The organism is Mesorhizobium sp. M1322 (assembly GCF_040318085.1).
In the GTDB taxonomy this organism is placed as follows: domain Bacteria; phylum Pseudomonadota; class Alphaproteobacteria; order Rhizobiales; family Rhizobiaceae; genus Mesorhizobium.
In genome coordinates, this window is the sequence record NZ_JAMYLP010000013.1 from 52,523 (window position 1) to 79,436 (window position 26,914).

General features: G+C 63.3%; 19 protein-coding genes and 3 pseudogenes. 17 read left to right on the forward strand and 5 right to left on the reverse strand.

What is annotated here, in order from left to right; genetic code table 11:
- Positions 1-277: 277 nt before the first annotated feature.
- The 4 genes from NKH12_RS07745 to NKH12_RS07760 are packed head-to-tail and all read left to right on the forward strand — an operon-like array spanning position 278 to position 6,576.
- A complete protein-coding gene (locus NKH12_RS07745; protein ID WP_352952577.1) occupies positions 278-1,498 on the forward strand; it encodes a cysteine desulfurase family protein in 1,221 nt (406 codons plus the stop codon).
- Positions 1,473-2,402: a DUF4007 family protein gene (locus tag NKH12_RS07750; protein ID WP_352503038.1), complete on the forward strand. Its 930-nt coding sequence runs from the start codon at positions 1,473-1,475 to the stop codon at positions 2,400-2,402. The genes NKH12_RS07745 and NKH12_RS07750 overlap by 26 nt, the downstream gene beginning before the upstream one ends.
- A complete protein-coding gene (locus NKH12_RS07755) occupies positions 2,399-5,734 on the forward strand; it encodes a hypothetical protein (RefSeq protein ID WP_352952578.1) in 3,336 nt (1,111 codons plus the stop codon). The genes NKH12_RS07750 and NKH12_RS07755 overlap by 4 nt, the downstream gene beginning before the upstream one ends.
- Positions 5,731-6,576 carry a phosphoadenosine phosphosulfate reductase domain-containing protein gene (locus NKH12_RS07760; RefSeq protein WP_352494981.1) on the forward strand — a complete coding sequence of 282 codons (846 nt, stop codon included), beginning with the start codon at positions 5,731-5,733 and terminating at the stop codon, positions 6,574-6,576. Before NKH12_RS07755 ends, NKH12_RS07760 begins: the two co-directional genes overlap by 4 nt.
- 52 nt (positions 6,577-6,628) lie before the next feature.
- Here the strand turns inward: NKH12_RS07760 and NKH12_RS07765 are convergent, their stop codons facing one another.
- The 5 genes from NKH12_RS07765 to NKH12_RS07785 all read right to left on the reverse strand — a co-directional run bounded on the left by NKH12_RS07765 (position 6,629) and on the right by NKH12_RS07785 (position 12,773).
- Positions 6,629-7,540, reverse strand: a complete 912-nt coding sequence (locus tag NKH12_RS07765) for a phospholipase D family protein (RefSeq protein WP_352494982.1) — start codon at positions 7,538-7,540, stop codon at positions 6,629-6,631.
- The gene (locus NKH12_RS07770) at positions 7,540-9,363 is read right to left on the reverse strand and encodes an ATP-binding protein (RefSeq protein WP_352494983.1); all 1,824 of its coding nucleotides are present in this window, start codon (positions 9,361-9,363) and stop codon (positions 7,540-7,542) included. Before NKH12_RS07770 ends, NKH12_RS07765 begins: the two co-directional genes overlap by 1 nt.
- On the reverse strand, positions 9,353-10,831 hold the full coding sequence (locus tag NKH12_RS07775) for a DEAD/DEAH box helicase (RefSeq protein ID WP_352494984.1): 1,479 nt from the start codon (positions 10,829-10,831) through the stop codon (positions 9,353-9,355). Before NKH12_RS07775 ends, NKH12_RS07770 begins: the two co-directional genes overlap by 11 nt.
- Before the next feature lie 273 nt (positions 10,832-11,104).
- Positions 11,105-11,533 carry a hypothetical protein gene (locus tag NKH12_RS07780; protein WP_352952579.1) on the reverse strand — a complete coding sequence of 143 codons (429 nt, stop codon included), beginning with the start codon at positions 11,531-11,533 and terminating at the stop codon, positions 11,105-11,107.
- Between the two features lie 50 nt (positions 11,534-11,583).
- Positions 11,584-12,773 (reverse strand): IS3 family transposase gene (locus tag NKH12_RS07785; RefSeq protein ID WP_352649478.1). Its coding sequence is split into 2 segments (ribosomal slippage): positions 11,584-12,524 and positions 12,524-12,773, totalling 1,191 coding nucleotides; the frame shifts between segments, so codons are not numbered across the junction.
- Positions 12,774-13,373: 600 nt separating this feature from the next.
- On the opposite strand from NKH12_RS07785, the pseudogene nifH (NKH12_RS30570) reads away from it, so the two are divergent.
- From nifH (NKH12_RS30570) to nifH (NKH12_RS07845), 13 genes and pseudogenes are all read left to right on the forward strand, one after another.
- Positions 13,374-13,567: pseudogene (gene nifH / locus NKH12_RS30570) on the forward strand (nitrogenase reductase); the annotation flags it as partial.
- A gap of 152 nt (positions 13,568-13,719) precedes the next feature.
- Complete coding sequence (locus NKH12_RS07790; RefSeq protein WP_352952580.1) at positions 13,720-14,922, forward strand: cytochrome P450; 1,203 nt, start codon at positions 13,720-13,722, stop codon at positions 14,920-14,922.
- Between the two features lie 94 nt (positions 14,923-15,016).
- A complete protein-coding gene (locus NKH12_RS07795) occupies positions 15,017-16,306 on the forward strand; it encodes a cytochrome P450 (protein ID WP_352952581.1) in 1,290 nt (429 codons plus the stop codon).
- 1 nt (position 16,307) lies between these two features.
- Positions 16,308-16,433, forward strand: a pseudogene (locus NKH12_RS07800) (ferredoxin); the annotation flags it as partial.
- 168 nt (positions 16,434-16,601) lie between these two features.
- Entirely contained in the window at positions 16,602-17,444 is an 843-nt protein-coding gene (locus NKH12_RS07805; protein ID WP_352952605.1) for an SDR family oxidoreductase, read from the forward strand.
- Positions 17,444-18,787, forward strand: a complete 1,344-nt coding sequence (locus NKH12_RS07810) for a cytochrome P450 (RefSeq protein ID WP_352952582.1) — start codon at positions 17,444-17,446, stop codon at positions 18,785-18,787. The genes NKH12_RS07805 and NKH12_RS07810 overlap by 1 nt, the downstream gene beginning before the upstream one ends.
- Positions 18,788-18,940: 153 nt before the next feature.
- On the forward strand, positions 18,941-19,933 hold the full coding sequence (locus NKH12_RS07815) for a polyprenyl synthetase family protein (RefSeq protein ID WP_352952583.1): 993 nt from the start codon (positions 18,941-18,943) through the stop codon (positions 19,931-19,933).
- Positions 19,934-20,080: 147 nt separating this feature from the next.
- Complete coding sequence (locus tag NKH12_RS07820; RefSeq protein ID WP_352952584.1) at positions 20,081-21,631, forward strand: hypothetical protein; 1,551 nt, start codon at positions 20,081-20,083, stop codon at positions 21,629-21,631.
- On the forward strand, positions 21,628-22,530 hold the full coding sequence (locus NKH12_RS07825; protein ID WP_352952585.1) for a terpene synthase family protein: 903 nt from the start codon (positions 21,628-21,630) through the stop codon (positions 22,528-22,530). The genes NKH12_RS07820 and NKH12_RS07825 overlap by 4 nt, the downstream gene beginning before the upstream one ends.
- Positions 22,531-22,615: 85 nt before the next feature.
- Positions 22,616-23,664 (forward strand): annotated as a pseudogene (gene fni / locus NKH12_RS07830) (type 2 isopentenyl-diphosphate Delta-isomerase).
- A 290-nt stretch (positions 23,665-23,954) separates the two neighbouring features.
- Positions 23,955-24,284, forward strand: a complete 330-nt coding sequence (locus tag NKH12_RS07835) for a helix-turn-helix domain-containing protein (protein ID WP_352952586.1) — start codon at positions 23,955-23,957, stop codon at positions 24,282-24,284.
- On the forward strand, positions 24,259-25,515 hold the full coding sequence (locus NKH12_RS07840) for a type II toxin-antitoxin system HipA family toxin (protein ID WP_352952587.1): 1,257 nt from the start codon (positions 24,259-24,261) through the stop codon (positions 25,513-25,515). The genes NKH12_RS07835 and NKH12_RS07840 overlap by 26 nt, the downstream gene beginning before the upstream one ends.
- Positions 25,516-26,000: 485 nt before the next feature.
- A complete protein-coding gene (nifH, locus tag NKH12_RS07845) occupies positions 26,001-26,894 on the forward strand; it encodes a nitrogenase iron protein (protein ID WP_352952588.1) in 894 nt (297 codons plus the stop codon).
- Positions 26,895-26,914: the final 20 nt, after the last annotated feature.

Genomic DNA, 26,914 nt, shown 5'->3' on the forward strand with positions numbered 1-26,914 from the left:
GAGGGTGAGCCCACTCCTTGAGGTTCAATGGCTTGGGGTCACTCGCTCGTTAGAACCGAACGCCATCGACAAAAGAAGCCAATATCACTGCAATGCATTTGGCACGCCAGATTGATCCCGCCGCCACCCAAAGTTGGTTCGAGGTGCCGACGGCATCGTTCCCCTTATGTTCTACCTTGTGTCAAGAATCCTGCGGGGGTGAACGGCGCGGCCGGTCGTTGAGATCATCGCCGTTAAGCGCTCCGCACGCTAAGGTGCTACAGAATCGAGAAGTCACATGAGCGAAAACACAACGACTCTTCCTGTTTACTTAGATGGACACGCAACATCGCCGCTGGCTCCGGAAGCGGAGGCCGCGATGGCGCCGTGGTGGCACCGCCGTGCAGCCAACGCCCATTCTCCTCATCGTCGCGGGACTGAAGCGGCTGCCGCTGTAGAGCAGGCCCGCGTTGAAGTGGCTAACCTTGTTGGGGCTGCCCCGCAGGAGATCGTGTTCACCTCAGGTGCGACGGAGTCCAACAATATCGCAATCCTCGGGATCGCCGATGCGGCCGATCGCGCCGGCGACGGGCGTCGTGAAGTCATAATCTCGGCGATTGAGCACAAGAGTGTGCTGAGTGCAGCTAAAAGTCTTGAGGAGCGCGGTTTTAGTGTTCAGGTCTGCCCGGTAGGAAAGGATGGTCGGCTCGACATCCTAGCATTCGAGCGTTTGCTGTCAGACCAGACGCTTCTTGTGTCCGTCATGGCCGCTAACAACGAAGTTGGGACGGTCCAGCCGATAGGTGCGGTGCTTCCAATGGTTCGGGCGCTCGGCGCGATGATCCATGTCGATGCGGCTCAACTCGCTGGCAAGCTCGCGACGGACGTGGCCGACTACGATTCCGCCAGCATTTCATCGCATAAGATGTACGGTCCGATGGGTGTCGGCGCACTGTTCATATCCGCGGCCGCGCAATATCGCCCAAGACCGCTGTTCCATGGCGGAGCGCAGGAGGCCGGTCTTCGTCCGGGGACCCTGCCGACGCCGCTGATCGCCGGTTTTGGCGCTGCGGCGAAGGTCGCGGCTAGCAGACTGGAGCAGGATAGCGTCCATGTCCGCGCTCTGGCCGACCGCCTTGTTGCCGGTCTGGAGGCGCGTCAGGTGCGCTTTCGAAGGAACGTACCGAACGAACATCAGTTACCTGGAAGTCTAAGTTTGGGCCTCTTCGGTGTAGACGCCCCATCTCTAATCGATGCTTTAGCGGATACCGTTTGTTTGTCAGAAGGATCTGCATGCACAAGTGGACAAATCCAGGCGTCTCATGTGCTTGCTGCAATCGGGTTTTCGGAAGTCGAAATGCGCGAAACTATTCGTATCTATTGTGGCCGATATAATGACGTCTCACAAATCGACTACGCCGCGACCGCGATCGCCGACGCAGTTTATCGTATGACCCTTGCGCACTGGACTAATCCTCCAGTAAGGTCCGCGCATGAGGGATGTTCTCACCGATTCTGATCTGCGCCTGCAGTTTGCAGGCCACGAAACTTTCCCGCTTCGCCTGCTGTGGCTGAAGAAGGCGTTCGACGCCGTCGCATATCATGGGGCAGATCGCAGAACGTTTCAAGAACAGTCGGCGATCGCGCAGTTTGGTGTCGGCAAGAATATGGCGCTCGCCATGCGTCATTGGGCGATAGCGACCGGGATGCTGGCGGAAGAGGACGGCTCGCTCGTCCCGACACACTTGGCGTGGTTACTGCTCGACAATCGAGCGGGCCTCGATCCCTTTCTGGAAGACCCGAGCACGCTTTGGCTGGTTCATGCTGCCCTTGCGGGGACGCCGGAGCAGTCGACGACGTTCTTCTTCGCCTTTAATACATTGAATCAGGCTGTGTTTGATCGTGGGGGCTTGGTCGAGGCGATCCACGATCTGGCGAAGATGCGCGGTGCGCGCGCGACGGCGGAGACAGTGAAGCGCGACGTCGAGGTCTTCTTGCGCAGCTATGCCCCGCGCTCTGGCGACGCGGGTGAGGATGCGGCTGAGCCGCTGCTGGCCGAATTAGCCTTGATCCGCGAATCTCGGCTATCAGGGCAGTTCGAGTTCGTGCGTGGCCCCAAGCCGAACCTTCAGGATGGCGTCTTCGCGCTGGTCTTAAAGCGGTTCTGGGCGCGGTGGCATCCCGATGCGCCCACTCTGTCGGCCGAGCAGGCCAGCTATGGCGCAGGGTCGCCTGGCCGGGTGTTCAAGCTTGATGAGGATAGCGTCATGGCACGTCTGGCGAAGATTGGCGACGTTACGAGCGGCGCGATCATTTGGACCGACACCGCCGGTCTTCGACAGGTCTCAATGACCCGCAAACTTGACACCATCGACGACAACGCACTTATTACCTCCAGCTATCCCTATCGGAGGGCCGCATGACGACCCTCGCGAAGATCGTTCGCGTCGAGCGCCGCTTTGCCCTGTCGGCGCGCCTCGATTCCGACCTGACGGGGACACCGCCGTTGACCGGCTATATTCTCCAGCCGAGCGTGCGAAAGTCCCTCGAGGCCATGATCGCCGGTATCGCGGATGGCGGTCAGCGGGCGTTCACCTGGACCGGCCCCTATGGCGGCGGCAAGTCATGCGCCGCGCTTCTCGTGGCCAATCTCGTGGCCGGCGCGCCCGAGCAGCGCAAGATCGCGCGAGAGATTGCGGGCGAAGAGCTCGTCGCGCAATTCGGCCGTGCGTTCCCTTGCGACGATGGGCATTGGGCCGTCCTGGCCTTGACGGGACGCCGGGCTAGCCTTGCGGGCGACCTAGTCGCCGCGGCCACGGACGCGTTCAAGTGGACGAAGGCCACGCGGACGGCGGTCGAGGCGGACGATCGCGCCTTGATAGCGCAGCTCGAAGACGAGGCAAAAAAATGCGGCGGCCTCCTACTTATTGTTGATGAGCTTGGCAAGTTCTTTGAGCACGCAATAGCTGAAGGCGGCGACGTGCATCTGCTTCAGGATCTTGCCGAACGCGCCAGCCGCTCGGAGGGCAGCCTGGTAATCGTCGGTGTGCTACACCAGTCGTTCGAGCAATATGCGGGGAAGCTCAATCGCACAGCGCGCGATGAATGGGCCAAGGTGCAGGGCCGTTTTCAGAACGTGCCCTTCGTGGCGCAGGCCGACGAAATCGCGGCGCTCCTAGCGCGGGCGATCACCAGCGATCGTATACCGGCTGCGGCCGAGGTCCTGGCTCGGAAGACGGCCGAGGCGGTCTCAGCGCGTCGTCCGGTTGATGCAGACAGTCTGGCGGACGCCTTGCGGCAGGCCTGGCCGCTGCATCCGGTCACCGCGCTCTTGCTCGGACCCGTGTCTCGTCAGCGTTTCGCGCAGAATGAGCGCAGTGTGTTCGGCTTCCTGTCGTCGGCCGAACCGCATGGCTTTCAGGCACATTTAACGGCGACCGACGTCCGAGCGGCGGACGCCTGGTTCGGACCGGACCAGCTATGGGACTATCTGATAGCTAACTTCGGGTCGGCATTGTCGGTCGGTCCGGACGGAGCCCGAATGACGCTGGCGATGGAGGCAGTTGAGCGGGCGGCGCTTCGGAGTGCGCTCTGCGCCAGACTGGCCAAGGCGGCCGCGCTAATCGAATTCTTCCGAAACGGCTCTGGCCTGTCGGTCACCGACGACTTTTTGCGTTTGTGTGCGTCCACCGCAACGACCGCCGAGGTTGATGCCGCGCTGGCGGAGCTGGTCTCCCGGGCGATTTTGATCCGGCAACCGCGCCTGGGCGGCTATGCCCTGTTTGCCGGCAGTGACTTCGATCTCGATGAGGCGATGCGTCTGGCGAGTGAGAAGCTCGAAGCTGACGCCCTAATGGATTTACCGGTTCGGTTGGGGATCGGCCCGATCGCGGCGAAGCGTCATTACTTTGAAACTGGCGCGCTGCGCACCTTCGATGTTCTTTTGCAGTTTGGCGAACACGTCCCCAGCGACTGCACGCCCTGGGCGAGGGCGATCGCTGCGCGTTTGGCCAAGGCGAAGCGGCGCGCCAGCGGTGTGCTTATCTTGCTACTGCCTGATGCCTATACCTTCGAGGCCAAACTGGCGACGGCGGCGAAGGCGCTCGGCGAAGCGCTAGAGGAAGCCGGGATACTTGCCGCCGTGGCCACGGCCAAGAACATCTTCATGCTGCGTGAGCACGCGACGGACCTTTACGCCGTTGATCGTATCGAGGCGTCTCACCCTCAATTGGAGGGTGACCGCATTGCCCGTCGCGAGTTGTCCGCTCGCCGATCTCTGATCATTGATGCGGTCCGGCGGGAATTGCTGGACGCGTTCGCCTCCGCGATCTGGTGGCGGCTTGGCGAGCGCGATAAGGATCTCGACGGGCGGTCGCTCAGCATCGTCGCGTCGGCAGTGGCCAGCACGGCGTTCTATGATGCGCCGGTCATTCAAAGCGAGTTGCTCTATCGGGATCGTCCGTCAACTAGCGCCATGGCCGGCTTGCGGGCCTTGGCGCATGCCATGGTCTCCAAATCCGGAGAAGCGGATTTGGGTATCAGCGGATTTCCGGCGGAACGAGGTCTCTACCTGACGATTCTAAAGCCGCTCGGGCTTCATCGGCAGGATGCTGCTGGTGTTTGGCGGTTCCAGGACCCGGACGGCGAAACCGCCGGCAAGAGTTTGCGCCCGGCCTGGAAGGTGCTCGCCACGGCTCGACGCTTGCCGCTCGACGAGCTCTACGACAAATGGAGCAAGCGACCCTATGGCCTCAAGCGCGGGGTTATGCCGATCTTGATCCTGGCCTTTCTCATTACGCACCGCGCCACGATCGCCGTCTATCTCGATGGGCTGTACCAAGCTTTAATCGACGACGTCTTCGTCGATCGGATGCTCCAGGAACCCAAGGCGATCGAGTTCCGGCGCGTTGTGCGCTCGAAGAAGGATGATGCTTTCATTCTGCAGCTCGCCACCCTGCTCTCCCAGAGTGGTGAGGCGGTTGAAGCCGAGGCGTTGCCGGTTGCATCGGCGCTCTATCAGCGCTTCCACGCGCTTCCGACATGGGCGCAGCGGACTGTGAGCTTGCCGCCTGCTGTGACGCGGGTGCGCGACGTCATTTTGAAGGCGAAAGATCCAGAAGCATTGTTATTTGCCGATCTCGCTGAGGTTCTGAAGGATGAAGTCGATCCAGCCGTCGCCGTCGCCAAAGCGTTGGCGGCTTCCGAGGCCGCCTATCCCGCCATGCTCGCAGCGCTGAAGGGTGCGGTCGCCGATCACCTCGGTGTCGAGGTTGACACGTTCGAAGGACTGGGCATCCGAGCGGTTACCGCCGCCGGGGTTACGGCCGATCTGCGGCTGGACGCCTTTGCCATGCGCGCCGGCGCCTTTGAGGCCAACGCGGGCGATATTGAGGGTCTGGCGAGCCTGCTGGTGCATAAGCCACCGCGCAATTGGTCCGACCGTGAGCATGAGCAGGCTCTGTTCGAACTAGCCAAACTCTCGCGCCGCTTCCGCGAAGCGGAGACCTTTGCGGGGGTGAAGGGTAGGGCGCCAACATCGCAGGCTATCTCGGTGATGGTCGGCCTTAATCCGAGGGAGCAGCCGGTTTTCCATACATTTGAAGTGACAGACAAGGAGCTCGCGCAAGCCGAGAAGCTGGCCGATGACTTCCTGCGGCGAATGCGCGGACGCAATTTGCGGTCGACTATCGAGTTGGCGGCGCTAGCGCGGATCGTCGAGCGGTTATCTGTCGAGGAAGCAACGGAGGCTGCATGACCGATATTCGCGAGCGTCATATTCTCGGCATTTCGGGTGGACGAGATAGCGCCGCCTTGGCGGTCCATATGCGGCAGACCCGGCCCGATCTGGATTTGGAGTATTTCTTCACCGACACCGGCAAGGAACTGGCCGAGGTCTACTCTTTTCTGGACCGTCTTGAAGGTTTTCTGGGACGGCCGATTACGCGGCTTAATCCGGATAGGGATTTCGATTTTTGGCTGAAGGAATACAAGCATTTCCTTCCGTCGCCGCGCACGCGCTGGTGTACCCGTCAGCTGAAGCTGCGGCCTTTAGAGCACTGGCTCAAGGATGATCTCGAAGCTGGCGTTATCGTCCATTCCTATGTCGCGATCCGCGCCGACGAACCGAACCGTGAGGGCTACCAGGCGACGAACGGCAACATGGTGGTGCATTTTCCCTTGCGCGAAGCCGGTATCGATCGGGCCGGCGTGACCGACATGCTGGAGAGTGCCGGCGTCGGCGAGCCGGAATATTATCAGTGGCGGACACGGTCGGGTTGCACCTTTTGCTTCTTTCAGCAGAAGATCGAGTGGGTGCGGCTGAAACGTGAGCATCCCGACGCTTACGAGGATGCCAAGCGCTACGAAAAAACGGCGCTTGAGCACGGTTCACCATTCACCTGGAGTCAGGGCGAGAGTCTTATCGACCTTGAACAGCCTGATCGCATCGAAGCGGTCGAAGTCGAGTTCGAGCAGCGGCGCGCGCGCCTCCTAGCGCGGCGTCGCGTTAATCCGCTGGCAGGTGACAAGACCCTGACCGTTGATGACTACTATGGCATCGACGAATCCTCGGCAGGCTGCGTGGTATGCCACAAATAGGTAGCCATGATCCGGTGGACCAGCCGGAATGCTGAGCCGCTGATAGGAACGTCTATTCGCGACCGGCACCCGGCCGCAGGCGCGTGACGAAGGACTGTGGCGCGATCTCGTATTTGTCGCGTAAGAAGTACGTCAGCCATTCGCGAACGATTTGCCAACGCGCCACTGCACTCATGTCGGAAGTTCCAACAAGCGTTTGGATCAAATCAGCAGCGGCCGCATCCGACAAGTCGCTCTGAGCCGCTTTCAAAATGGCGCTAACGGCAGGCATGGTGGAAAACCGATCAGCAACCTGCGTCCGGAATGTCGGTTCGTTCAGCTGGGGCTCGATGGCCAGCGCTTGAAGGTCATGGTCGGCGGCTTCGATAGCCGACGACGTCAACCTTTCTCGGCCGGAAGGCATATAGGCGGTGAACAATCGTTCGGGAGCCGCTAGCTTCGGGAGCCACGGTCGGGCCAGCGCGTCGTCAACTGTCTTCGCGTCAGGAAGAGGAGGTCGTTGCAAAACATCTACGACGGCTTGAATGGCTGCGCGTTCCTCGGCTGTTGCCAAGCGCGCTCCGGATAGTCCCGCCCGACACCGTAGGACCGCCTCGTCGTTTGACGGTACCGGCATGAGCAATTCAAGGTTGGGATCGTTGCACCAGCCAAGTGCCGTCGCAGTCAGGTTTGCAGACCCCGCAAGCAGCAGATCGTCGGAGGCATAAAGTTTGGCGTGCAGGTTATCGAGAAGCCGCAGCGTCACGCCGGATCGGCTGGCGGCGATGTCGAAGACGGCCAAGTCGCTAACGCCGGCCGCGATCTCCTCAGCATGCCACCGGGTGACGATTTCCACTGCGACATCGGGATCAATGGCGTCCAACAAGCGTTTCACCACGCCGAGCTTGATGAAGGGCGCACAGAGTAAGACGCTCCTTTTTGCTCGCGCCAAATGCGCGACGAGTAGATCGCCATCTCGACGCATCAGTCAAGGCCGGAAATGTCGACAGGATCAAGGAAGTCGCGCGCAAGTTTGCCCCAGCTCTCGCGGACCCTTTCATAGCGCGCCTGGTTTGGCGGATCTTCGCGCTCCATGCGCGCCCAAGCGGCGAAGAGAAGCTGGACGGCTTGGCCGGCCTTCAGCAGGCGATCCTGCAGTTCGGTGCTGGACAGCGCGTCAAGGTCGTCATCGGCAGAGACCGTATCGAAGATCATATCGAAGGCGGGATGTCGGCGGTTGAAGACTACCTCGGTGAGTGGCCCACGAGCGACGACGGTGAAGAGCTCGGACGACCCCCCAAGGGCTTTGTCGATGAAGACGACCTTCAGGTCGCCGGATACGACACGGGCGACGATTTCCGACGTGTCTTCGGCATTGCGCCCGTGCTCGGTCAGATCTCCCGAAAGCTCATTCAGATCATCGGTCGACGGTTTGGTATCCCCATCGGGAATCGGGTTGGTCTCGTCCCGCTGCTTCCAGCGCTTGTTGGCCTCTTCGGTTGGGTCGCCGTCGGTGTGTCGTTTGCCGCCCTTTCGGGTGCCTTTGGCCTGGATCTTAATCGTGCTTCGAAGCTGGGCGAGGTTATGCTTGATAGTTTCGCTGAGGTGAAGGAGCACCCCCTTTGGATCGCCCTCATCCTTGAGGCGTGCAACGACCTCCGGCATGGTTTCACCAGGATCAGCGAGATCCTTCCAATCGAGGCCGGAAAGCTCGTTGAAGACTGTTGCCGCCTGCTTATTGTTGGTGACGCCGAAGATTTCGTCGAGGGCCGCGGGAAATTCGACCTCGCATCCCCACCAGCGATCACGCGGGTCGTACTGAATCGTCCAGGATCGGTCGAGCATTAGCTCCCGGCCCTCGCGCATTACCGAGACGCCAATATTGTTAGCCGCATCCTTCCCGTAGGCGGTGTCGCCGCGGTTCACCGAGCCCGCGAGATCAAGCGTAATGTCCTTGGCGACCGAGTAGCGAGTCTGGACCTGATAGGTCTTCTCATTGACCTCCACCGTCACCGGAACGCTAAATACGTCCTTGAACATGGGTTCTTTGTTGAACGGCGGCAGCATGGTCGGCGCCGCGATCAGGTACATTGGATCGTTGATCGTGACCGCATCGGACTCCAGATAGCCGTCCTCGCCGCCCGCTAGCCGGATACTGAGACTTTGGTCACCGACAAACCGGCGGTGGATGCGTCCGAGTAGCCAGCCGGTGTTCTTCAATGTGGCCTTGGCGCCCTTCCAGGTGAGCCTGTCCGGACTAAGCTTGGTCCAGACGACCAATGTGCCGCTATGTCCTAAGCTCAACGCTCTATCACGCCATTCAGCCGGAACCGCAGACGGTTGCGGGATGGGCACATCCCTGCGCAGCCGGTCTCGAATCTCCTGAACATCGAGGAAGCTGTGTAGGGCATTATCGGGCCCGTTCTCCCAGCTCCAAACATCGAGCCGTCCAGCCTGTGAAATGGAAGCATTTGGAAGGCCCATGCCGAAGCGACCGATGCCCGAGCGGTCGTTCAGGCGGGTCCCGTTGCCGAATTGCAGTGCTTTCCGAAGCACTGACGCATTCATGCCCAGCCCGTCGTCGAGCACCGCGATCTTGGTCAAGCGTTTGCGCTTGCGGTCGGCTAGTTGCACCAGCTCTTCGATGCAGATGATCTCAATGCTCTTGGCTTCGGCCTGCACAGAGTTGTCGATCAGTTCCGCTAGAGCATAGGCGGTGTTTTTGTAGCCGCTGTCGCGCATCGCTTGGATCGCGAGATCGGCGGGTATGAAGGACGCGTCTTCAATCGTCGTCTCGTCAGTCGCCATGCCAGACGTCCTCCCAGTTAAAGAATGCCTCGGCAATGTCTCCGAACCCAGGATAGGCGGGATCGTGGACAGTGAGGATTTCGCAGGTATCGTTGCCGCCAGCCTTGGGGCCGCGGGTGGCCCGGCCGACCATTTGGCTATAGAGCACAAGCGATTTAGTCGGCCGCGCGATGATGGCCGCGCTTGTGCGCGGAGCATCGAAGCCAGTGGTGAGGACGCCAAAATTGCAAAGTATCTGTGGCCGGAAGGTTGCACCCTTAAAGGTCTTCAGGATCGAAGTCCGCTTGGCGTTAGGAGTTTCGCCTGACACAACGGCGGACATGACACCATGCGCCGCCAGACCGCTAGCCATGTCCTGAGCGTGTTCGACACTGACCGCAAACAAGATGATCCGCATATGTCCGCGATCGATCAGTCCTTTGGCCGCATCAAGGATCGCAAGGTTCCGGGCCGTGTCTGCAGCGAGCTTGTCCAAAGTCTCATCGGCATAATCATCAAACCTCGCCAACTTCTTCAGCTCAGCCGGAGACGGACGAATGACGGGTGAGTACTCGATCTGTTGAAAGGCAGGCCGAGCCAAATAGCCGTTATCCAGTAGGTATTTGACGGGATTTGGATCGTCGCCGATCTCCAGCACGACCTTCGAACCACCGAAGAAATCCGACAGCGCCTCGTCGGCACCCATGTCATTCCAGGACCGACCTGGCGTGGCGGTCAAGCCGAGCAAGGCGCCTTCACCTCCAGCGCCACATAAACCTTCGACGACGTCCCGGTAGGTCGGCGCCACGGCCTGATGGGCCTCATCCATGATGACCAGGCGGACCTTGGCCGCCAGCTTCAGGAAAGCCAAGCCGTCGCGCTCGCGCCAAGAATGTAATTTGGCGAGCCCAGCGATGAGAATACCATCGGCCATATCGTCTGGCGCTGGCGTGCGAGCGCCCCAGAAACGACGGAGCTCCAGATCACGGTTGCCCATTGACGACCAAGCCGCCTCAAATGTTTCGGCGGCTTGCTCCAAAAGTTCACGGCTGGTGGCGAGCCAGACAACGATGCCCGGCTCAAATTCATTCAGTGCTCGGGAAACCAGGTGCATCGCAGTTCGCGTCTTACCCGAGCCTGTCGGCATGTGAATGAGGGTGCGGCCATATCCGCCACTCACCCGCACATAGGCGCGTCGGACCACTGACCGCTGATGCGCAAAGAGCGAGAAGGACGGCTGAACCTGTTGGCGGTGCAGCGCCGTCGTTCCAACGGCTGCATCCTCGCCCTGCAGACCGAGAAATCCGCTAGCAATAGCCCAGGGCCGAGGAGTTGCGAGATCCCTGATATCGTGTTCGTCCGCGGCGACGTCGACCCCACCTTGGCTTAATCGCGTCTTCAATTCTTCTAGTTTGCCAGGGTCGAGATTGCGTAGCAGGGTCTTCCTCGTCTCAGTATCTGCGATAGATTGCTGCGCGCGGTCCTGCAAAGCTCGCTCGGCCGCAGCTATGAGGGAGGACCGATCGCCTTTAGACGCCAATGGAAGGAGTGGAAGCACGCGTGGGCCGACAATAATCTGAAGATCGCGCGCGGTTAGGCGATCAAGCAAGCTCCCTAGATTCTGACCTGGAGAGGCACCCGCATAGCCCCGTTGTGGATCGAATACCAAACCCCTAGTCGCCCCTGATCGCGATTCGCACCTGCCCTAAGCGCAGCGACTATAGCGGAGGAAGGACCATCCACCACATTTTAGTTTGAATTATTATGCCGCGTTATCATCTTCGGGCCGAACGCCGCGGGTTTGCACGACAATCCCGGCCTTCGAGATCAATCCGCTGTCGATAAGCCCATCCTCCTTTCCGTTTCTGAGGATCAGACCGATGTTTCTCGGATTCTGTCCGATGAGCGCCGCTAGGCGAAGATATGACCCATCACCCTGCTCGGCATCAAACGCGTAGCCGCCCTTCACCTTAGCGACTTCGTTCCCTGCCCGCGTCTCTATGATCTCGCGAATGGCAGCTTCCGCTTTCCCCCTATCCTGCTGCGCTGCGTAGTGGTGTTCCTTGCCGGGGAACAGGGTCCACCAGTCGACTAGCGCCTTTCTCTTCCCCGCGAGATAGACAAATCCTTTGAAATAGCCGCTAAAGCCATAATTCGTGTGGCCTCCGGCCGAGGCGAAGCGTCCGTGCATGTCGGATTTCGGCTGGATCTGGATATCACCGTTGACGTTGCCCCCAGTTTCTATCCAGTTTTGAGTTCGTTTCCGGCGTGGGTTGTGCCCTGCTGGGCGGGTGAAGCGACGGGCGCTGGCGCGGAGCCTTTGGCATAGCGCAGCGCGAGCGACCGTCGCGGATTGAAGGTGCTGGCGAACTCGGCCGGTGTCTGCCAGGCGATTTGGGAGTGCGGCCGCGCGGTGTTGTAGTCGGCGCGCCACAGGGCGATGGCGACGCGCGCCTGAGCCAGCGAGGTAAACAGCGTCTCGTTGAGCAGTTCATCGCGCAGTCGGCCGTTGAAGCTCTCGATGAAGCCATTCTGCATCGGCTTGCCGGGCGCAATGTAATGCCATTCGACGCGGTTCTGATCCGCCCAGGCGAGGATGGCGTTCGAGGTGAACTCGCTGCCATTGTCGCTGACGATCATCCTCGGCCGGCCGCGCTCGGTGATGAGCCGGTCCAATTCGCGGGCAACCCGCATGCCCGAGAGAGACGTATCAACGATGAGTGCCAGGCACTCTCTCGTGCAGTCGTCGACGACGGCCATGATGCGGAAGCGGCGCCCGTCGGTGAGCTGGTCCGATACGAAGTCGAGCGACCAGCGCTCGTCGGGCCTCAGCGGCACCAGCATCGGCGCCCTGGTCCCGATCGCCCGTTTGCGGCCGCCACGGCGGCGAACGGCGAGCTTCTCCTCCCGATAGAGCCGGAACAGCTTCTTGTGGTTCACGACCAGGCCCTCCCGCCTCAGCATCACGAGAAGACGCCGGTAGCCGAACCGGCGACGCTCCTGCGCGATCGCCTTCATCCGCTCGCGAACCTCGCGGTCGTCCGGCCTGCTGGTCTCGTAGCGAACCGTCATGCGGCAACAGCCGATGGCTTTACACGCCCGCCGTTCGCTCATCCCGAAGCCTTCCTTCAGGCGAGCGACAGCTTTCCGCTTGGCCGCGGGCGTCACCATTTCTTTCCCACAAGATCCTTCAACGCGGCATTGTCGAGCATGGCGTCGGCCAGAAGCCGCTTCAGGCGCGTGTTCTCGTCCTCCAGCGCCTTCAGTCGCCGAGCCTCGGAGATATCCATCCCGCCGAAGCGGGCCTTCCAATTGTAGATCGAGGCGTCGCTGACCCCGTGCTTGCGGCACAGATCGGCAACCGATACCCCGGCCTCGTGTTCCTTCAAAATTCCGATGATCTGCTCTTCAGAGAAGCGGCTACGTTTCATGTCCTGGTCCTCTCGATGGGCCAGAACGAACTTCAAACCGGATTAGATCAGAGGGGCAAGGTCAGTGCGGATATGCGGCTGCTTCCGCACCGGCTGGACAAAGACGAACCGAAAGCCGAGCCGATGCCCTACCTCACACCGGCGGGCACTGCAGCGATTTCATAGCGTTTGCCGCAAACGTGTTCTTGCGTGCGCAGGCTCGGCTTTCGCGAACATGCGCCTGTCGCAGCAACCATGACCGCGCGCTCTCGAGCAAGCGCCCTGACTCCGTGAGGATCGAATTCCCCAATCGTGTCTGTTTGCCGCCCCTTATGTTCGAAACTGGACCAGAATGTCGCAAGCCCGACCGAAAGGTCGCCCAGCGCGTACTATCCGACACTGTTCTGTCGCCTTTGTTGGTCCGCGACGCCGGCCTATTTCGCCGAGCTCTTGTCTGGCCTCAGGCTAACCCAGTGAAAAGCAACCACAATTTTTTTCTTCTGCTGGGCCGGCCAAATTGGCACGAGTTTTGAAGCTCCTTCGTTGCGGGCCGGGAGCCGCCGACCGACCTTCATTTCGTGGATGGCACCGCGATCGATGGAACGAAGAAAGAAAAGCAAAATGTCAAATCCGCATCAGATAGCATTCTATGGGAAGGGGGCCTCGGCGAAACCGCCCCCTACCAAACAGGCTCGCCGCCCTTGTCGACCCTTGAGCAGGAAATCTTGATGGCCGGCTGCGACTCAAAGGCCCGCCACACTCGCCTAATCCCGAACTCGAAGGCGCAGGATAACGTTCTGCATCTCGCCGCGCGGTATGCCTAGGCAGTTACACGTTGGCCGACCTTGTAATCGAATCGGGCTACGCTGCGGAGCACGTCGTCTACATGCCTTCCTAAGCCATTCGCTGCCCGCAGCGCCTGCCGGTCACCTTCCGCCCTTCCATCGCTTAGAGATCAAGTGCCACCATGTCCGAACAGCCCTTGCCGACGCTGCCGATGTGGCGCGTCGATCACATCGAGCCCTCGCCCGAGATGTTGGCGCAACGCGCCAACGGTCCGATCCACCGCGTGCGCTTCCCGTCCGGGCACGAAGGCTGGTGGGTGACAGGCTATGATGAAGCCAAGGCGGTGCTGTCCGACGCGGCGTTCCGGCCCTCGGGAATGCCGCCGGCGACATTCACCCCGGATTCGGTGATTCTCGGATCGCCGGGGTGGTTGGTCTCGCACGAGGGGGGCGAGCATGCCCGGTTACGCACGATCGTGGCGCCAGCCTTCAGCAACCGCAGGGTGAAGCTGCTCGCGCAGCAGGTCGAGGTGATCGCCGCGCAGTTGTTCGAGACACTGGCGGCCCAGCCCCAGCCCGCCGACCTGCGGCGCCACCTCTCCTTTCCACTTCCGGCCATGGTCATCAGCGCGCTGATGGGCGTGCTCTACGAGGATCACGCCTTTTTCGCCGGGCTGTCCGACGAGGTGATGACGCACCAGCATGAAAGCGGTCCGCGCAGCGCGTCGCGCTTGGCCTGGGAAGAACTGCGCGCCTACATTCGCGGCAAGATGCGGGACAAGCGCCAGGATCCTGGCGACAACCTGCTGACGGATCTGCTCGCGGCGGTCGACCAGGGCAAGGCGACCGAGGAAGAGGCGATCGGCCTGGCGACGGGCATGCTGGTGGCGGGGCACGAGAGCACCGTCGCGCAGATCGAATTCGGCCTGCTGGCCATGTTCCGCCATCCGCAACAGCGCGAACGCCTGGTCGGCGATCCATCCCTGGTGGACAAGGCGGTGGAGGAAATCCTGCGCATGTACCCGCCGGGCGCGGGCTGGGACGGCATCATGCGCTATCCGAGGACCGACGTGACCATCGCGGGCGTGGATATTCCTGCGGAGAGCAAGGTGCTTGTCGGCCTGCCGGCGACGTCGTTCGATGCGCGCCATTTCAACGACCCGGAAATCTTCGACATCGGACGCGACGAAAACCCGCACCTAACGTTCTCCCATGGGCCGCACTACTGCATCGGCGCGGCGCTGGCCAGGCTGGAACTCAAGGTGGTGTTCGGTTCGATCTTCCAGCGCTTTCCCGCGCTGCGCCTGGCCGTGGCGCCCGAAGAGCTGAAGTTGCGCAAGGAGATCATCACTGGCGGGTTCGAGGAGTTCCCGGTGCTCTGGTGATGCGCGGACGCCGCCGGGAATCGCGATCTTCTCCGCAATTTGCCGGCGCGCCTGGCGCGCGCCGGTCAGATCAGCCAGCCAACAGGTAACCAAGATGGACGTGCAAGAAACCACGGCAGCATGCCGGGACGCCTTCGCCGAACTGGCGTCGCCAGCGTGCATCCACGACCCGTATCCGTTCATGCGGTGGTTGCGCGAGCACGATCCGGTGCATCGCGCGGCGTCGGGCCTCTTTCTGTTGAGCCGCCACGCCGACATCTACTGGGCGCTCAAGGCCACGGGCGATGCTTTTCGGGGACCGGCGCCGGGCGAACTGGCGCGCTATTTCCCGCGTGCGGCGACCAGCCTGTCACTCAATCTGCTGGCGTCCACGCTAGCGATGAAGGAACCACCGACGCATACGCGTCTGCGCCGGCTGATCTCGCGCGATTTCACCATGGGCCAGATCGACAACCTGAGGCCGACCATCGCTCGCATCGTCGCAGCGCGCCTGGACGGCATGGCGCCCTCGCTGGAGCGCGGGGAGGCGGTGGACCTGCATCGGGAATTCGCGCTGGCCTTGCCCATGCTGGTTTTCGGCGAACTGTTCGGCATGCCCCGGGACGACATTCTCGGGCTCGTCACCGGCATCAGCGCCATTCTGGAAAGCCTGAGCCCGCACGCCAGCGATCCCCAGCTCGCTGCGGGGGACGCGGCCAGCGCCAGGGTGCAGGCCTACTTCGGCGACCTCATACAGCGCAAGCGCACCGATTCCCGCCACGACATCGTGTCAATGCTGGTCGGCGCACACGACGACGATGCCGAGATGCTGTCGGATGCGGAATTGATCAGCATGCTCTGGGGCATGCTGCTGGGCGGCTTCGCCACCACTGCCGCGGCCATCGGCCATGCGGTCCTGGCGATGCTGGCGCATCCCGAACAGCGGCACTGGCTGAGGGGAGATGCCGTGGGGGTGAAGGCATTCGTCGAAGAAGCCCTGCGCTACGACGCGCCCGCCATGTTCAGCTCCATTCCGCGTATCGCCCAGCGCGACATCGAACTGGGCGGCGTGGTGATCCCGAAGAACGCGGACGTGCGCGTGCTGATCGCGGCCGGCAATCGCGACCCGGACGCCTTCGCCGATCCCGACCGCTTCGATCCCGTGCGGTTCTACGGCACCAGTCCTGGCATGTCGATCGACGGGAAGATCATGCTGACCTTCGGCCACGGCATCCACTTCTGCCTTGGTGCGCAACTGGCCCGGGTGCAGTTGGCCGAGAGCCTGCCGCGGATCCAGGCGCGCTTCCCCACGCTGGCATTGGCCGAGCAGCCGACCCGGGAGCCCTCCGCGTTCCTTAGGACGTTCCGCGCGCTGCCGGTGCGGCTGCATGGGCAGGAGGGCTGAGATGCGCGTCCTGGTCGATCAGGATCTGTGCGGAACTACCGGGCAGTGCGTGCTGACGCTGCCGGGCACCTTTCGCCAGCGCGAACCGGACGGCGTGGCCGAAGTGTGCGTGGCGACGGTCCCGCAGGCGCTGCACGCCGCCGTGCGGCTTGCGGCCAACCAGTGCCCGGTCGCCGCCATTCGGGTCATCGAAAGCGACGCTGGCCATGACGAGCGCGCCAGCGCCGACCCTGCGCCTTCTCCGGCGGAGGCCGAGCGGCATGCCGCGAAAGACCAATGCAATTCAGGAGACACGATGGGACGGTTTGAAGGCAAGGTGGCCGTGGTGACCGGCGCCGGCGCCGGCATCGGCAAGGCATGCGCTCTCGCCATCGCGCGCGGGGGCGGCAGAGTGGTGGTGGCCGACATTGATGGCTCGGCGGCCATCGCCTGCACTGCGCAGATCGCGGCCGAAGCAGGCCACGCGCTGCCCATAGCCATGGATATCGCCGATGAGCAGGCGGTGGCAGCGCTGTTCGAGACGGCGGAGCGGCACTTCGGGGGGGTCGACCTGCTGGTGAACAATGCGAGCGCCATGCATCTGACCCCGCGCGACCGCGCGATCCTCGACCTGGACCTGGCGGTCTGGGATCAGACCATGGCGACCAATCTGCGCGGCACGCTGCTCTGCTGCCGGCAAGCCATCCCACGGATGATCGCCCGCGGCGGTGGCGCGATCGTCAACATGTCGTCGTGCCAAGGGCTCAGCGGTGACACGGCGCAGACGTCCTACGCCGCGTCGAAGGCGGCGATGAACATGCTCTCGGCTTCCCTCGCCACCCAATACGGTCATGCGCAGATCCGCTGCAACGCCGTTGCGCCGGGTCTCGTCATGACCGAGCGTCTCCTCGCCAAGCTGGACGAGTGCATGCAACGGCATCTGCGCCGGCACCAGCTCCTGCAGCGCGTCGGCCGCCCCGAGGACGTGGCCGCGCTCGTGGCGTTCCTGCTCTCCGACGAGGCTGCGTTCATCACCGGCCAGGTCGTGTGCATCGATGGCGGCATGCTGGCGCATGTGCCGACATACGCCGACGGTGGCAACAGCTGCGCCGCGCGCCCCGCCGGCGACACCGAATCGGCGGCGGCGGCGCGCTGCTGATGGACATGCTGCTCAACCCACTCAACCTTCGGCACCGGCTGCGATGCGACATCCCGGTCATGCCTGGCGCTTTCCCCCTGGTCGGGCATCTTCCCGCCATTGTCTGCGACCTGCCGCGCCTGCTGCAGCGCGCAGAACGGACGCTGGGCAGCCACTTCTGGCTGGATTTCGGCCCTGCCGGACATCTGATGACCTGCCTGGATCCGGACGCGTTCGCACTGCTCAAGCACAAGGACGTGTCCTCGGCGCTGATCGAAGAGATCGCGCCCGAATTGCTTGGCGGAACGTTGGTTGCCCTGGATGGCGGCGCGCACCGGCAGGCGCGCGATGCCATCAAGGCAGCGTTCTTGCCCAAGGGGCTGACCCAGGCCGGCATCGGCGACCTGTTCGCGCCCGTCATCCGGGCGCGGGTGCAGGCATGGCGCGCCCGCGGCGAGGTAACCATCCTGCGCGAAACCGGCGACCTGATGCTGAAGCTCATCTTCAGCCTCATGGGAATCCCCGCGCAGGACCTGCCGGGATGGCATCGCAAGTACCGGCAATTGCTGCAATTGATCGTCGCGCCACCGGTCGACCTGCCCGGACTGCCCTTGCGGCGCGGCCGCGCCGCCCGCGACTGGATCGACGCGCAGTTGCGCCGGTTCGTCCGGGATGCGCGCGCGCATGCCGCGCGCACTGGGTTGATCAACGACATGGTGAGCGCCTTCGATCGCAGCGACGATGCGCTCTCCGATGACGTCTTGGTCGCCAATATCCGCTTGCTGCTGCTTGCCGGTCACGACACCACTGCCTCGACGATGGCCTGGATTGTGATCGAGCTGGCGCGGCAGCCTGTGCTGTGGGACGCCCTGGTTGAGGAGGCGCAACGCGTGGGCGCGGTGCCGACCCGGCACGCGGACCTGGCGCAGTGTCCGGTCGCCGAGGCGCTGTTCCGCGAGACACTGCGCCTGCATCCGGCGACCACGCTCCTGCCGCGTCGCGCGCTGCAGGAATTGCAACTCGGCCAACGGCGCATTCCCGCGGGCACCCATCTATGCATCCCGCTGCTGCATTTCTCGACCTCGGCGCTGCTGCACGAGGCGCCTGATCAGTTCCGCCTAGCGCGGTGGCTGCAACGCACGGAGCCGATCCGGCCGGTTGACATGCTACAGTTCGGTACTGGCCCACACGTGTGCATCGGCTACCATCTGGTATGGCTGGAAATGGTGCAGTTCTGCATCGCCTTGGCGCTGACCATGCACAAGGCCGGGGTGCGGCCGCGGTTGCTGAGCGGCGTCGAAAAAGGCCGGCGCTATTACCCGACAGCACATCCGTCCATGGCGATCCGCATAGGCTTCTCATGAGCTGGCATCGCATGTCCCGTGTGGCGAGGCAGCGGCGCCGGCGAGGCGCGGCATTGCTGCACTCAGCGCACGCGCTCGGTGCGACGCCGGCAACACCGCGGCGGCTTGGCGCTCGCCGTGGCCATCTTGTGTCAGGTACAAGGACATGAAAACATGCAGACCGGTTCCACGCTACACGACGACCGAACTGGCGTTCCCGCGCTCGGCGGATTGGGCGCGCAGGCGCGCGCCGCATCCGGCAGGCTGCTGCCGGAGATCTGGATGCAGGACGGCGCAAAGCGGGTCGAACAGGCGCTGGCGCGTCTTCTCTGCGCCGAAGACGACGGTGAGACAGAGCTGATGGCGGCGATGCGCTACGCCACCTTGCATGGCGGGAAGCGCACCCGCGCCTTGCTCTGTCTGGCTGCCGGCGCACTGGCCGACACGCCGGCGCACATGCTCGACGACGTCGGCGCCGCCATCGAGATGATGCACGCCTGTACCCTGGTCCACGACGACCTGCCCGCGATGGACGACGACGTGCTTCGCCGCGGCCTTCCGACCGTGCACGTCAAGTTCGGCGAAGCCACTGCGATCCTGGTCGGCGATGCGCTGCAGGCGCACGCCTTCCTGACCCTGGCGAGCCTGGATGCGCCGGGCGACAACCGTATCGCGCTCGTGCGCGAACTGGCGCAGGCCGTGTCCGCCGAGGGTGCCGCAGGCGGGCAGGCCATGGATCTGTCGCTGGTCGGAAAGCACGCCGAGCTGGACAGGATCGTGGCGATGCACCGGATGAAGAGCGGAGCGCTAGTGCGCGCGTCCGTTCGCATGGGCGCGCTATGCTCCATCGCGGAGGATGCCGCGCACGCTGCGCTGTACTGTGCGCTCGATCGGTACACCGCCTGTTTCGGCCTGGCGTTGCAGGTGATCGACGACATTCTCGACGCGACAGCGGATACCGCAACGCTGGGCAAGACCCCCGGTAAGGACGCGGCGGCGCAGAAGCCGACCTGCGCGTCGATCATGGGGCTGCAGGCAGCGCGCCAGTTCGCGCTGGATTTGTTGCGCGACGCCGGGGAGGCCATCGTCCCGCTGGGGCCGCGTGCGGAACGGTTGGCGCAGATGCTGCAGCGGGCCAACGTGTATCTGTCCGCGCCATACGCATGAGCGCGCCTGTCCGCATGGACTCGCCCCTGTGCTGCTGCGACCGGCCGGCGGGGGGTGCATGCTGCTCTTTGTCCGAGTCCGCGGCGCCGATCGCAGCGATTGCCCGATCCTGGTCCTCGTCAACCGTCTGCAGAAGGAACATCCCGCGTGAAAGCGCTGTCCGAACAGATCCTTTCCGAATTGCGCCACCTGCTGAGCGAGATGAGCGACGGCGGCAGCGTCGGTCCGTCCGTCTACGACACGGCGCGAGCTCTGCAGTTCCACGGCAACGTCACCGGTCGGCAGGACGCATACGCGTGGCTCATCGCGCAGCAACAGGCCGATGGCGGATGGGGAAGTGCGGACTTCCCGCTGTTCCGCCATGCGCCCACGTGGGCGGCGTTGCTGGCATTGCGGCGTGCCGATCCTGTTCCCGGCGCTGCCGACGCAGTCCAGGCTGCAACCCGGTTCATCGAGCGCCAGCCCGATCCCTACGCGCATGCGGTGCCGGAAGACGCGCCGATCGCCGCGGAGCTGATCCTGCCGCAGCTATCCGGCGAGGCCGCATCCTTGCTGGGCGACGTGGCGTTTCCGCGCCACCCGGCGCTGTTGCCGTTGCGGCAAGCGTGCCTGGTCAAGCTGGGGGCGGTGGCGACGTTGCCGAGCGGCCATCCGTTGCTGCACTCGTGGGACGCCGGGGGGACGTCGCCGACCACCGCATGCCCGGATGACGACGGCAGCATCGGCATCAGTCCGGCGGCCACCGCCGCGTGGCGTGCGCACGCCGTGACACAGGGGAGCACGCCGCAGGTCGGGCGCGCCGACGCGTATCTGCAGGCGGCATCGCGGGCGACGCGCAGCGGCATCGAAGGTGTCGTTCCCAACGTCTGGCCGATCAATGTGTTCGAGCCATGCTGGTCGCTGTACACCCTGCATCTGGCCGGTCTGTTCGCGCATCCCGCGCTCGCCGAGGCGGTGCAAGTGATCGTTGCGCAGCTCGACGCCCGCCTGGGCGTGCGCGGTCTGGGCCCGGCCGTGCACTTCGCGGCCGATGCGGACGACACCGCCGTTGCGTTGTGCGTCCTGCGCGTCGCAGGCCGTGACCCGGCGGTCGTTGCGTTGCGCCATTTTGAAATCGGCGAGCTGTTCGTCACCTTCCCCGGCGAGCGCAATGCCTCGGTATCGACCAACATCCATGCCCTGCATGCATTGCGAATGTTGGGAAAGCCCGCCGACGGCACCAGCGCCTACGTCGAGGCCAATCGCAACCCGCATGGTCTATGGGACAACGAGAAATGGCACGTTTCATGGCTGTATCCCACCGCGCATGCGGTCGCTGCGCTGGCGCAAGGCAAGCCCCAGTGGCGCGACGAGCGCGCGCTGGCGGCGCTGCTGCAGGCGCAGCGCGGCGACGGCGGCTGGGGCGCCGGTCGCGCGTCCACATTCGAGGAAACCGCCTATGCGCTGTTCGCGTTGCACGTGATGGACGGGAGCGAAGAGCCGACACGGCGCCGGCGCATCGCGCAGGCGGTGGCGCGTGCGCTGAAGTGGATGCTCGCCCGCCATGCGGCGCATGCATTGCCGCAGAAGCCGCTGTGGATCGGCAAGGAACTGTATTGCCCCACCCGGGTGGTGCGCGTGGCCGAACTCGCCGGGTTGTGGCTGGCGCTTCGTTGGGGGCGGCGCGTCCTGGCCGAGGGAGCAGGAGCGGCGCCATGATCCAGACCGAACGCGCGCTGCAGCAGGTGCTGGAGTGGGGGCGTTCCCTGACCGGGTTCGCCGACGAGCATGCCGTGGAAGCGGTCAGGGGCGGCCAGTACATCCTGCAGCGCATCCACCCGGGCCTGCGCGACACCAGCGCCCGCACCGGCCGCGATCCGCAGGACGAAACGCTGATCGTGGCGTTCTATCGCGAACTGGCGCTGCTGTTCTGGCTCGACGATTGCAACGACCTTGGCCTGATCGGGCCGGAGCAGCTCGCCGCCGTGGAGCAGGCGCTGGGGCAGGGCGGGCCGTGCGCGCTCCCCGGATTCGGGGGCTGCGCTGTGCTGCGCGCTTCGCTGGCCGCGCTCGCCTACGATCGTCGCGACTATGCTCAGCTTCTCGACGATACCCTGTGCTACTGCGCAGCGCTGCGCGCCGGACACGCGCAGGCGGCAGGGGCGGAACGCTGGTCCTACGCCGAGTACCTGCACAACGGCATCGATTCGATCGCCTACACGAACGTGTTCTGTTGTCTGTCGTTGCTGTGGGGGCTGGACATGGCGACCTTGCGCGCGCGTCCGGCGTTTCGCCAGGTCCTGCGGCTCATCTCGGCGATAGGGCGCCTGCAGAACGATCTACATGGACGCGACAAGGACAGGTCGGCCAGCGAGGCCGACAACGCGGCGATCCTGCTGCTGCAGCGCTATCCGGCTATGCCTGTGGTGGAGTTCCTCAACGACGAGCTGGCCGGCCATACGCGCATGCTGCACCGGGTGATGGCGGAAGAACGCTTTCCCGCGCCGTGGGGACCGTTGATCGAGGCCATGGTGGCAATCCGCGCGCAGTACTACCAGACCTCAACCAGCCGCTACCGCAGCGACGCTGCGGGGGGAGGCCAGCGTGCGCCGGCCTGAACGCGGGGGAGGCGGCGGCGTGCGCGCGCTGCCGTCGGTCCGATCCGACGCAACGCCGTCGCCCGACGCGACGGATGGAGCGAGCATGAGCGACACCAACCTGAGCCGGCGCAAGGACGACCACCTGGACATCGTGCTGGATCGGCGAACGGCGCTGGCCAAGGCCGCCGCCGGCTGGCAGTACATCCGTTTCGAACACTGCGCATTGCCCGAGTTGGACCTGACGCAGATCGACCTGCGCGCCTCGCTGCTGGGCAAGACCATGGGCGCGCCGCTGCTGATCAGCTCCATGACCGGCGGCATGCCACGCGCCGAGGCCATCAACCGGCATCTGAGCGAGGCAGCGCAAGCCTTGGGGATCGCAATGTGCGTCGGTTCGCAGCGCGTGAGCCTGCAATCCCGCAACTCCCAGGGGCTGACGCGCGCGCTGCGCCGCCTGGCCCCAGACATTCCCTTGCTGGCCAATGTCGGCGCCGCGCAACTGCGCGAGGCTGACGGCCTGGACTTGGCGCGCCGGGCGGTGGATGCGCTGGAAGCCGATGGACTCATCGTCCATCTCAATCCGCTGCAGGAAGCGGTACAGCCGGAGGGCGACCGCGACTGGCGCGGCGTCCTGGCGCAGATCGCTCGCGCCGCACGCAGCGTGGGCGTGCCGGTCGTGGCGAAGGAAGTGGGCTCGGGCCTGTCCGCCTCGGTGGCCTGTGCGCTAGGCGAGGCGGGCGGGGCGGTGAGCGAGCGCGCCGCCGCGGGCGGCACCAGTTGGGCCGCGGTGGAGGGCGAGCGCGCCCGCGATGCCGCCGACCGTGCAGTGGCGATGGCGTTCGCCGATTGGGGGATTCCGACCCCCGCCAGCGTCAGGCGGTACGTCGGGCGCTGCCAACAGTGAAGCTGATCGCGTCGGGCGGGATCCGCGACGGCGTCGACGTGGCCAAGGCCATCCGCCTGGGCGCGGACATCGCCGGGCAGGCGGCCGGCGTGCTGCGCGCGGCTACGGTATCCACCGAGGCGGTTGTCGCGCATTTCGAGATCGTCATCCGCCAGTTGGCCGTCGCCTGCTTCTGCACCGGCTCGGCTGATCTGGCGTCGTTGCGTCAGGCGCGCTTGTTGCCCTCGGCACATCTGCCCGCCGGTTGATGCCGGGGTCGCGTCTCTTTCGCATTCATAGGGCCAGCGTCGGGCGCATCGGCGCTGAGGTTAAACTAGCCATTCGCTGAAGTGGCGGTGGCCATAGCAGCTGTTCTCGGAGGAACGCCGTTCGCTTGTGCGGCGCTAAAGCCTGGGAGATCCTCGAATGAAGAATTGATCTCTTTGCATATCATTATCTTCATATATGATACGCGAACAGATCATAAAAGTTTTGACTTGCTCGCTGGATGAGATACCTTTGCGTATCATCGCGCATTGGAAAAGATCGTATAGGTATCATGATCGACTCTGAGTCGGAAATTCTCCGCGAAATCGGTGGGCTTTTCAGGCAGGCGAGGCTGGCCGCTGGCCTAACGCAGGAGCAGGTCGCTGATTTGGCGGGTATATCCCGTCCCCGCTATCGCGACATCGAAAAGGGAGCCGCAGCGGCGCGTGCGACGACGCTCATGAATATCGCTCGCGCGCTCGGTCTGGAAATGATGCTGGTTCCGCAAGTCATGGTGCCGGCTGTCCAGGCTCTATTGCGTCCGCATGATGATGACGATAGCCCCGCCTTTGTTTCTCAACCTGACGATGACGATCATGGCTTCAGTCTTTCGCGCACCTAAGACGATCCCGTCGCTGGACGTGCTCTTGAACGCAATGAAGATCGGCACAATCGTTAGGACGCCGGGCGATTTCAATGCATTCAACTTCGATGAGGCCTACCGCGCGACGGGCGGCTTTCCGGTTTTCAGCCTGTCGTTCCGGGCAGCGACGGGAGGATTGCGGAAAGATCCGAAGCCTCTGGCGGGCGCCTTGCCCGCTTTCTTCGCGAACCTCCTACCGGAGGAGAAATTGCGCGAGGCGATGGAAAAGCACCACGAAGGCAATGTGCGGCCAGGCAATGATTTCGATCTTTTAGCGGCGCTGGGCGCCGATCTGCCGGGAGCCGTACGGGCGTTGCCCAGTGACGGCGCGATAGCGGTTTCGCAGGATGCTTCAAAGGATAAGCCCAAGGCACGGTTCTCACTTGCCGGCGTGCAGATGAAGCTGTCGGTCATGAAGAACACTGGAAAAGGCGGTGGCCTTACCTTGCCGATGGACGACGAGCAGGGCCGGTACGTCGCCAAGTTCCCTTCGACGGCGTTTCCGGGCGTTTCCGAAAATGAATTCGCCAACCTGGCGTTGGCTGCAGCGATCGGCATGGAGGTGCCTGAACGCGAACTTGTCGAGAAGTCCGATTTCGAGGATATTCCCGAGGAATTCAATACGCTGTCAGAGGGCAAGGTCCTTCTCGTCAAACGCTTCGATCGCGGCGCTGAGGGGGAGAGGATTCACATCGAGGATTTCGCTCAGGTCTTCGGTGTCTATCCCTCGCGCAAATATGAGGGGGCCGCTTATCACGACATAGCCTTGGCCCTTGGCGTGGCCGTCTCCCCTACGGCGGCTCTCGAATTCGTCCGCCGCCTGGCGCTGACGGTCATCACTGGCAATGGCGACATGCACCTCAAGAACTGGTCTTTGATTTATCCCGGCAACGGCGACAAGCCGGTGCTTGCACCAATCTACGACGTCCTGTCGACCGTGCCATATATTCCCGCCGACGCCATGGCGCTGTCCCTTGGAGGGGAGCGCTCGTTCAAGGCGCTAACAGCACAGCGATGGAAAGCATTTGCGAACCGTGCAAGGCTTCCGGAGCCGGCAGTCCTGAAGGCAGTGGTCGAGACCGTCGAACTCGTCAACGAGCACTGGTGGCATCTGCCTGAGCGCGACGTTGTCGCGGCGAAAGTGCTCGAGCGGATCGACGAACATGTGAAGGCGATGACGCCGATACTGAAGTCCTGCGCCGATAAGTGAGCCGAGCTCCCTTGAGTTGGTGATATGGCGGAATTATCGCCCGCGGCCCCGGATGGATGGCCGTGGATCGATGGTATGCCAGCGTGGCGCGCAAGACTCCGCGCAGTGTCGATGAGGATACGCGAGACCAAGCACGTCAGCTCGCCGGAACAGAAGAGCTCGCCCATCCCGCAATTAACGTTAGAGGGTCGAGAAGCTGTTCGCTCACCTCAACACAACGATGCGGTTCGAACGAATGCGCTGACTGAGGATCGAGATCCGACGCTTTATGTCCCCATTGTCGGGTCCGCTACACGGCTTGTACCGACGATCCTTTCTTTGGCCTCAAGCTAAATCCCTGAAAAGCAACCATGAAATTATTCTTCGGTTCCATCAGCCAAATTGGCACGACTCTTGAGATCCTTGGGTGCGAGGCGGCGACAGCTGCCCGACCGGCATTCATGTCGCGGCAGCCGCGATGAATGGAACGAAGGAAGGAAAGCTACATGTCAGGTTTGCGTCAGATCGCCTTTTACGGCAAGGGCGGCATCGGCAAGTCCACCACCTCCCAAAATACGCTCGCCGCCCTTGTCGACCTCGGGCAGAGAATCCTTATCGTCGGCTGCGACCCCAAAGCCGACTCCACCCGCCTGATCCTGAACGCGAAGGCGCAGGATACGGTCCTGCACCTCGCGGCTCAGGAAGGTTCGGTGGAAGACCTGGAACTCGCGGACGTGCTCAAGGTCGGCTACAAAGGCATCAAATGCGTGGAGTCGGGCGGCCCTGAGCCGGGTGTCGGCTGCGCCGGCCGCGGCGTGATCACCTCGATCAACTTCCTCGAGGAGAACGGTGCCTACGACGATGTCGACTATGTCTCCTACGACGTGCTCGGGGATGTGGTGTGCGGCGGTTTCGCGATGCCGATCCGCGAGAACAAGGCCCAGGAAATCTATATCGTCATGTCCGGCGAGATGATGGCGCTCTATGCCGCCAACAACATCGCCAAAGGCATCCTGAAATACGCCCATTCGGGCGGCGTGCGGCTCGGCGGCCTGATCTGCAACGAGCGCCAAACCGATCGCGAGCTCGACCTCGCCGAAGCGCTGGCTTCCAGGCTCAATTCCAAGCTCATCCACTTCGTGCCGCGCGACAACATCGTCCAGCACGCCGAGCTCAGGAAGATGTCTGTGATCCAGTATGCGCCGGACTCCAAGCAGGCCGGGGAATACAGGGCGCTGGCCGAGAAGATCCATGCCAATTCGGGCCAGGGCACCATCCCAACCCCGATCACCATGGAGGAGCTCGAGGACATGCTGCTCGACTTCGGCATCATGAAGACGGACGAGCAGATGCTTGCCGAGCTTCAGGTCAAGGAAGCGGCGAAGGCGGCCGCACAGTAACGACCGCTGCCGACACGAGG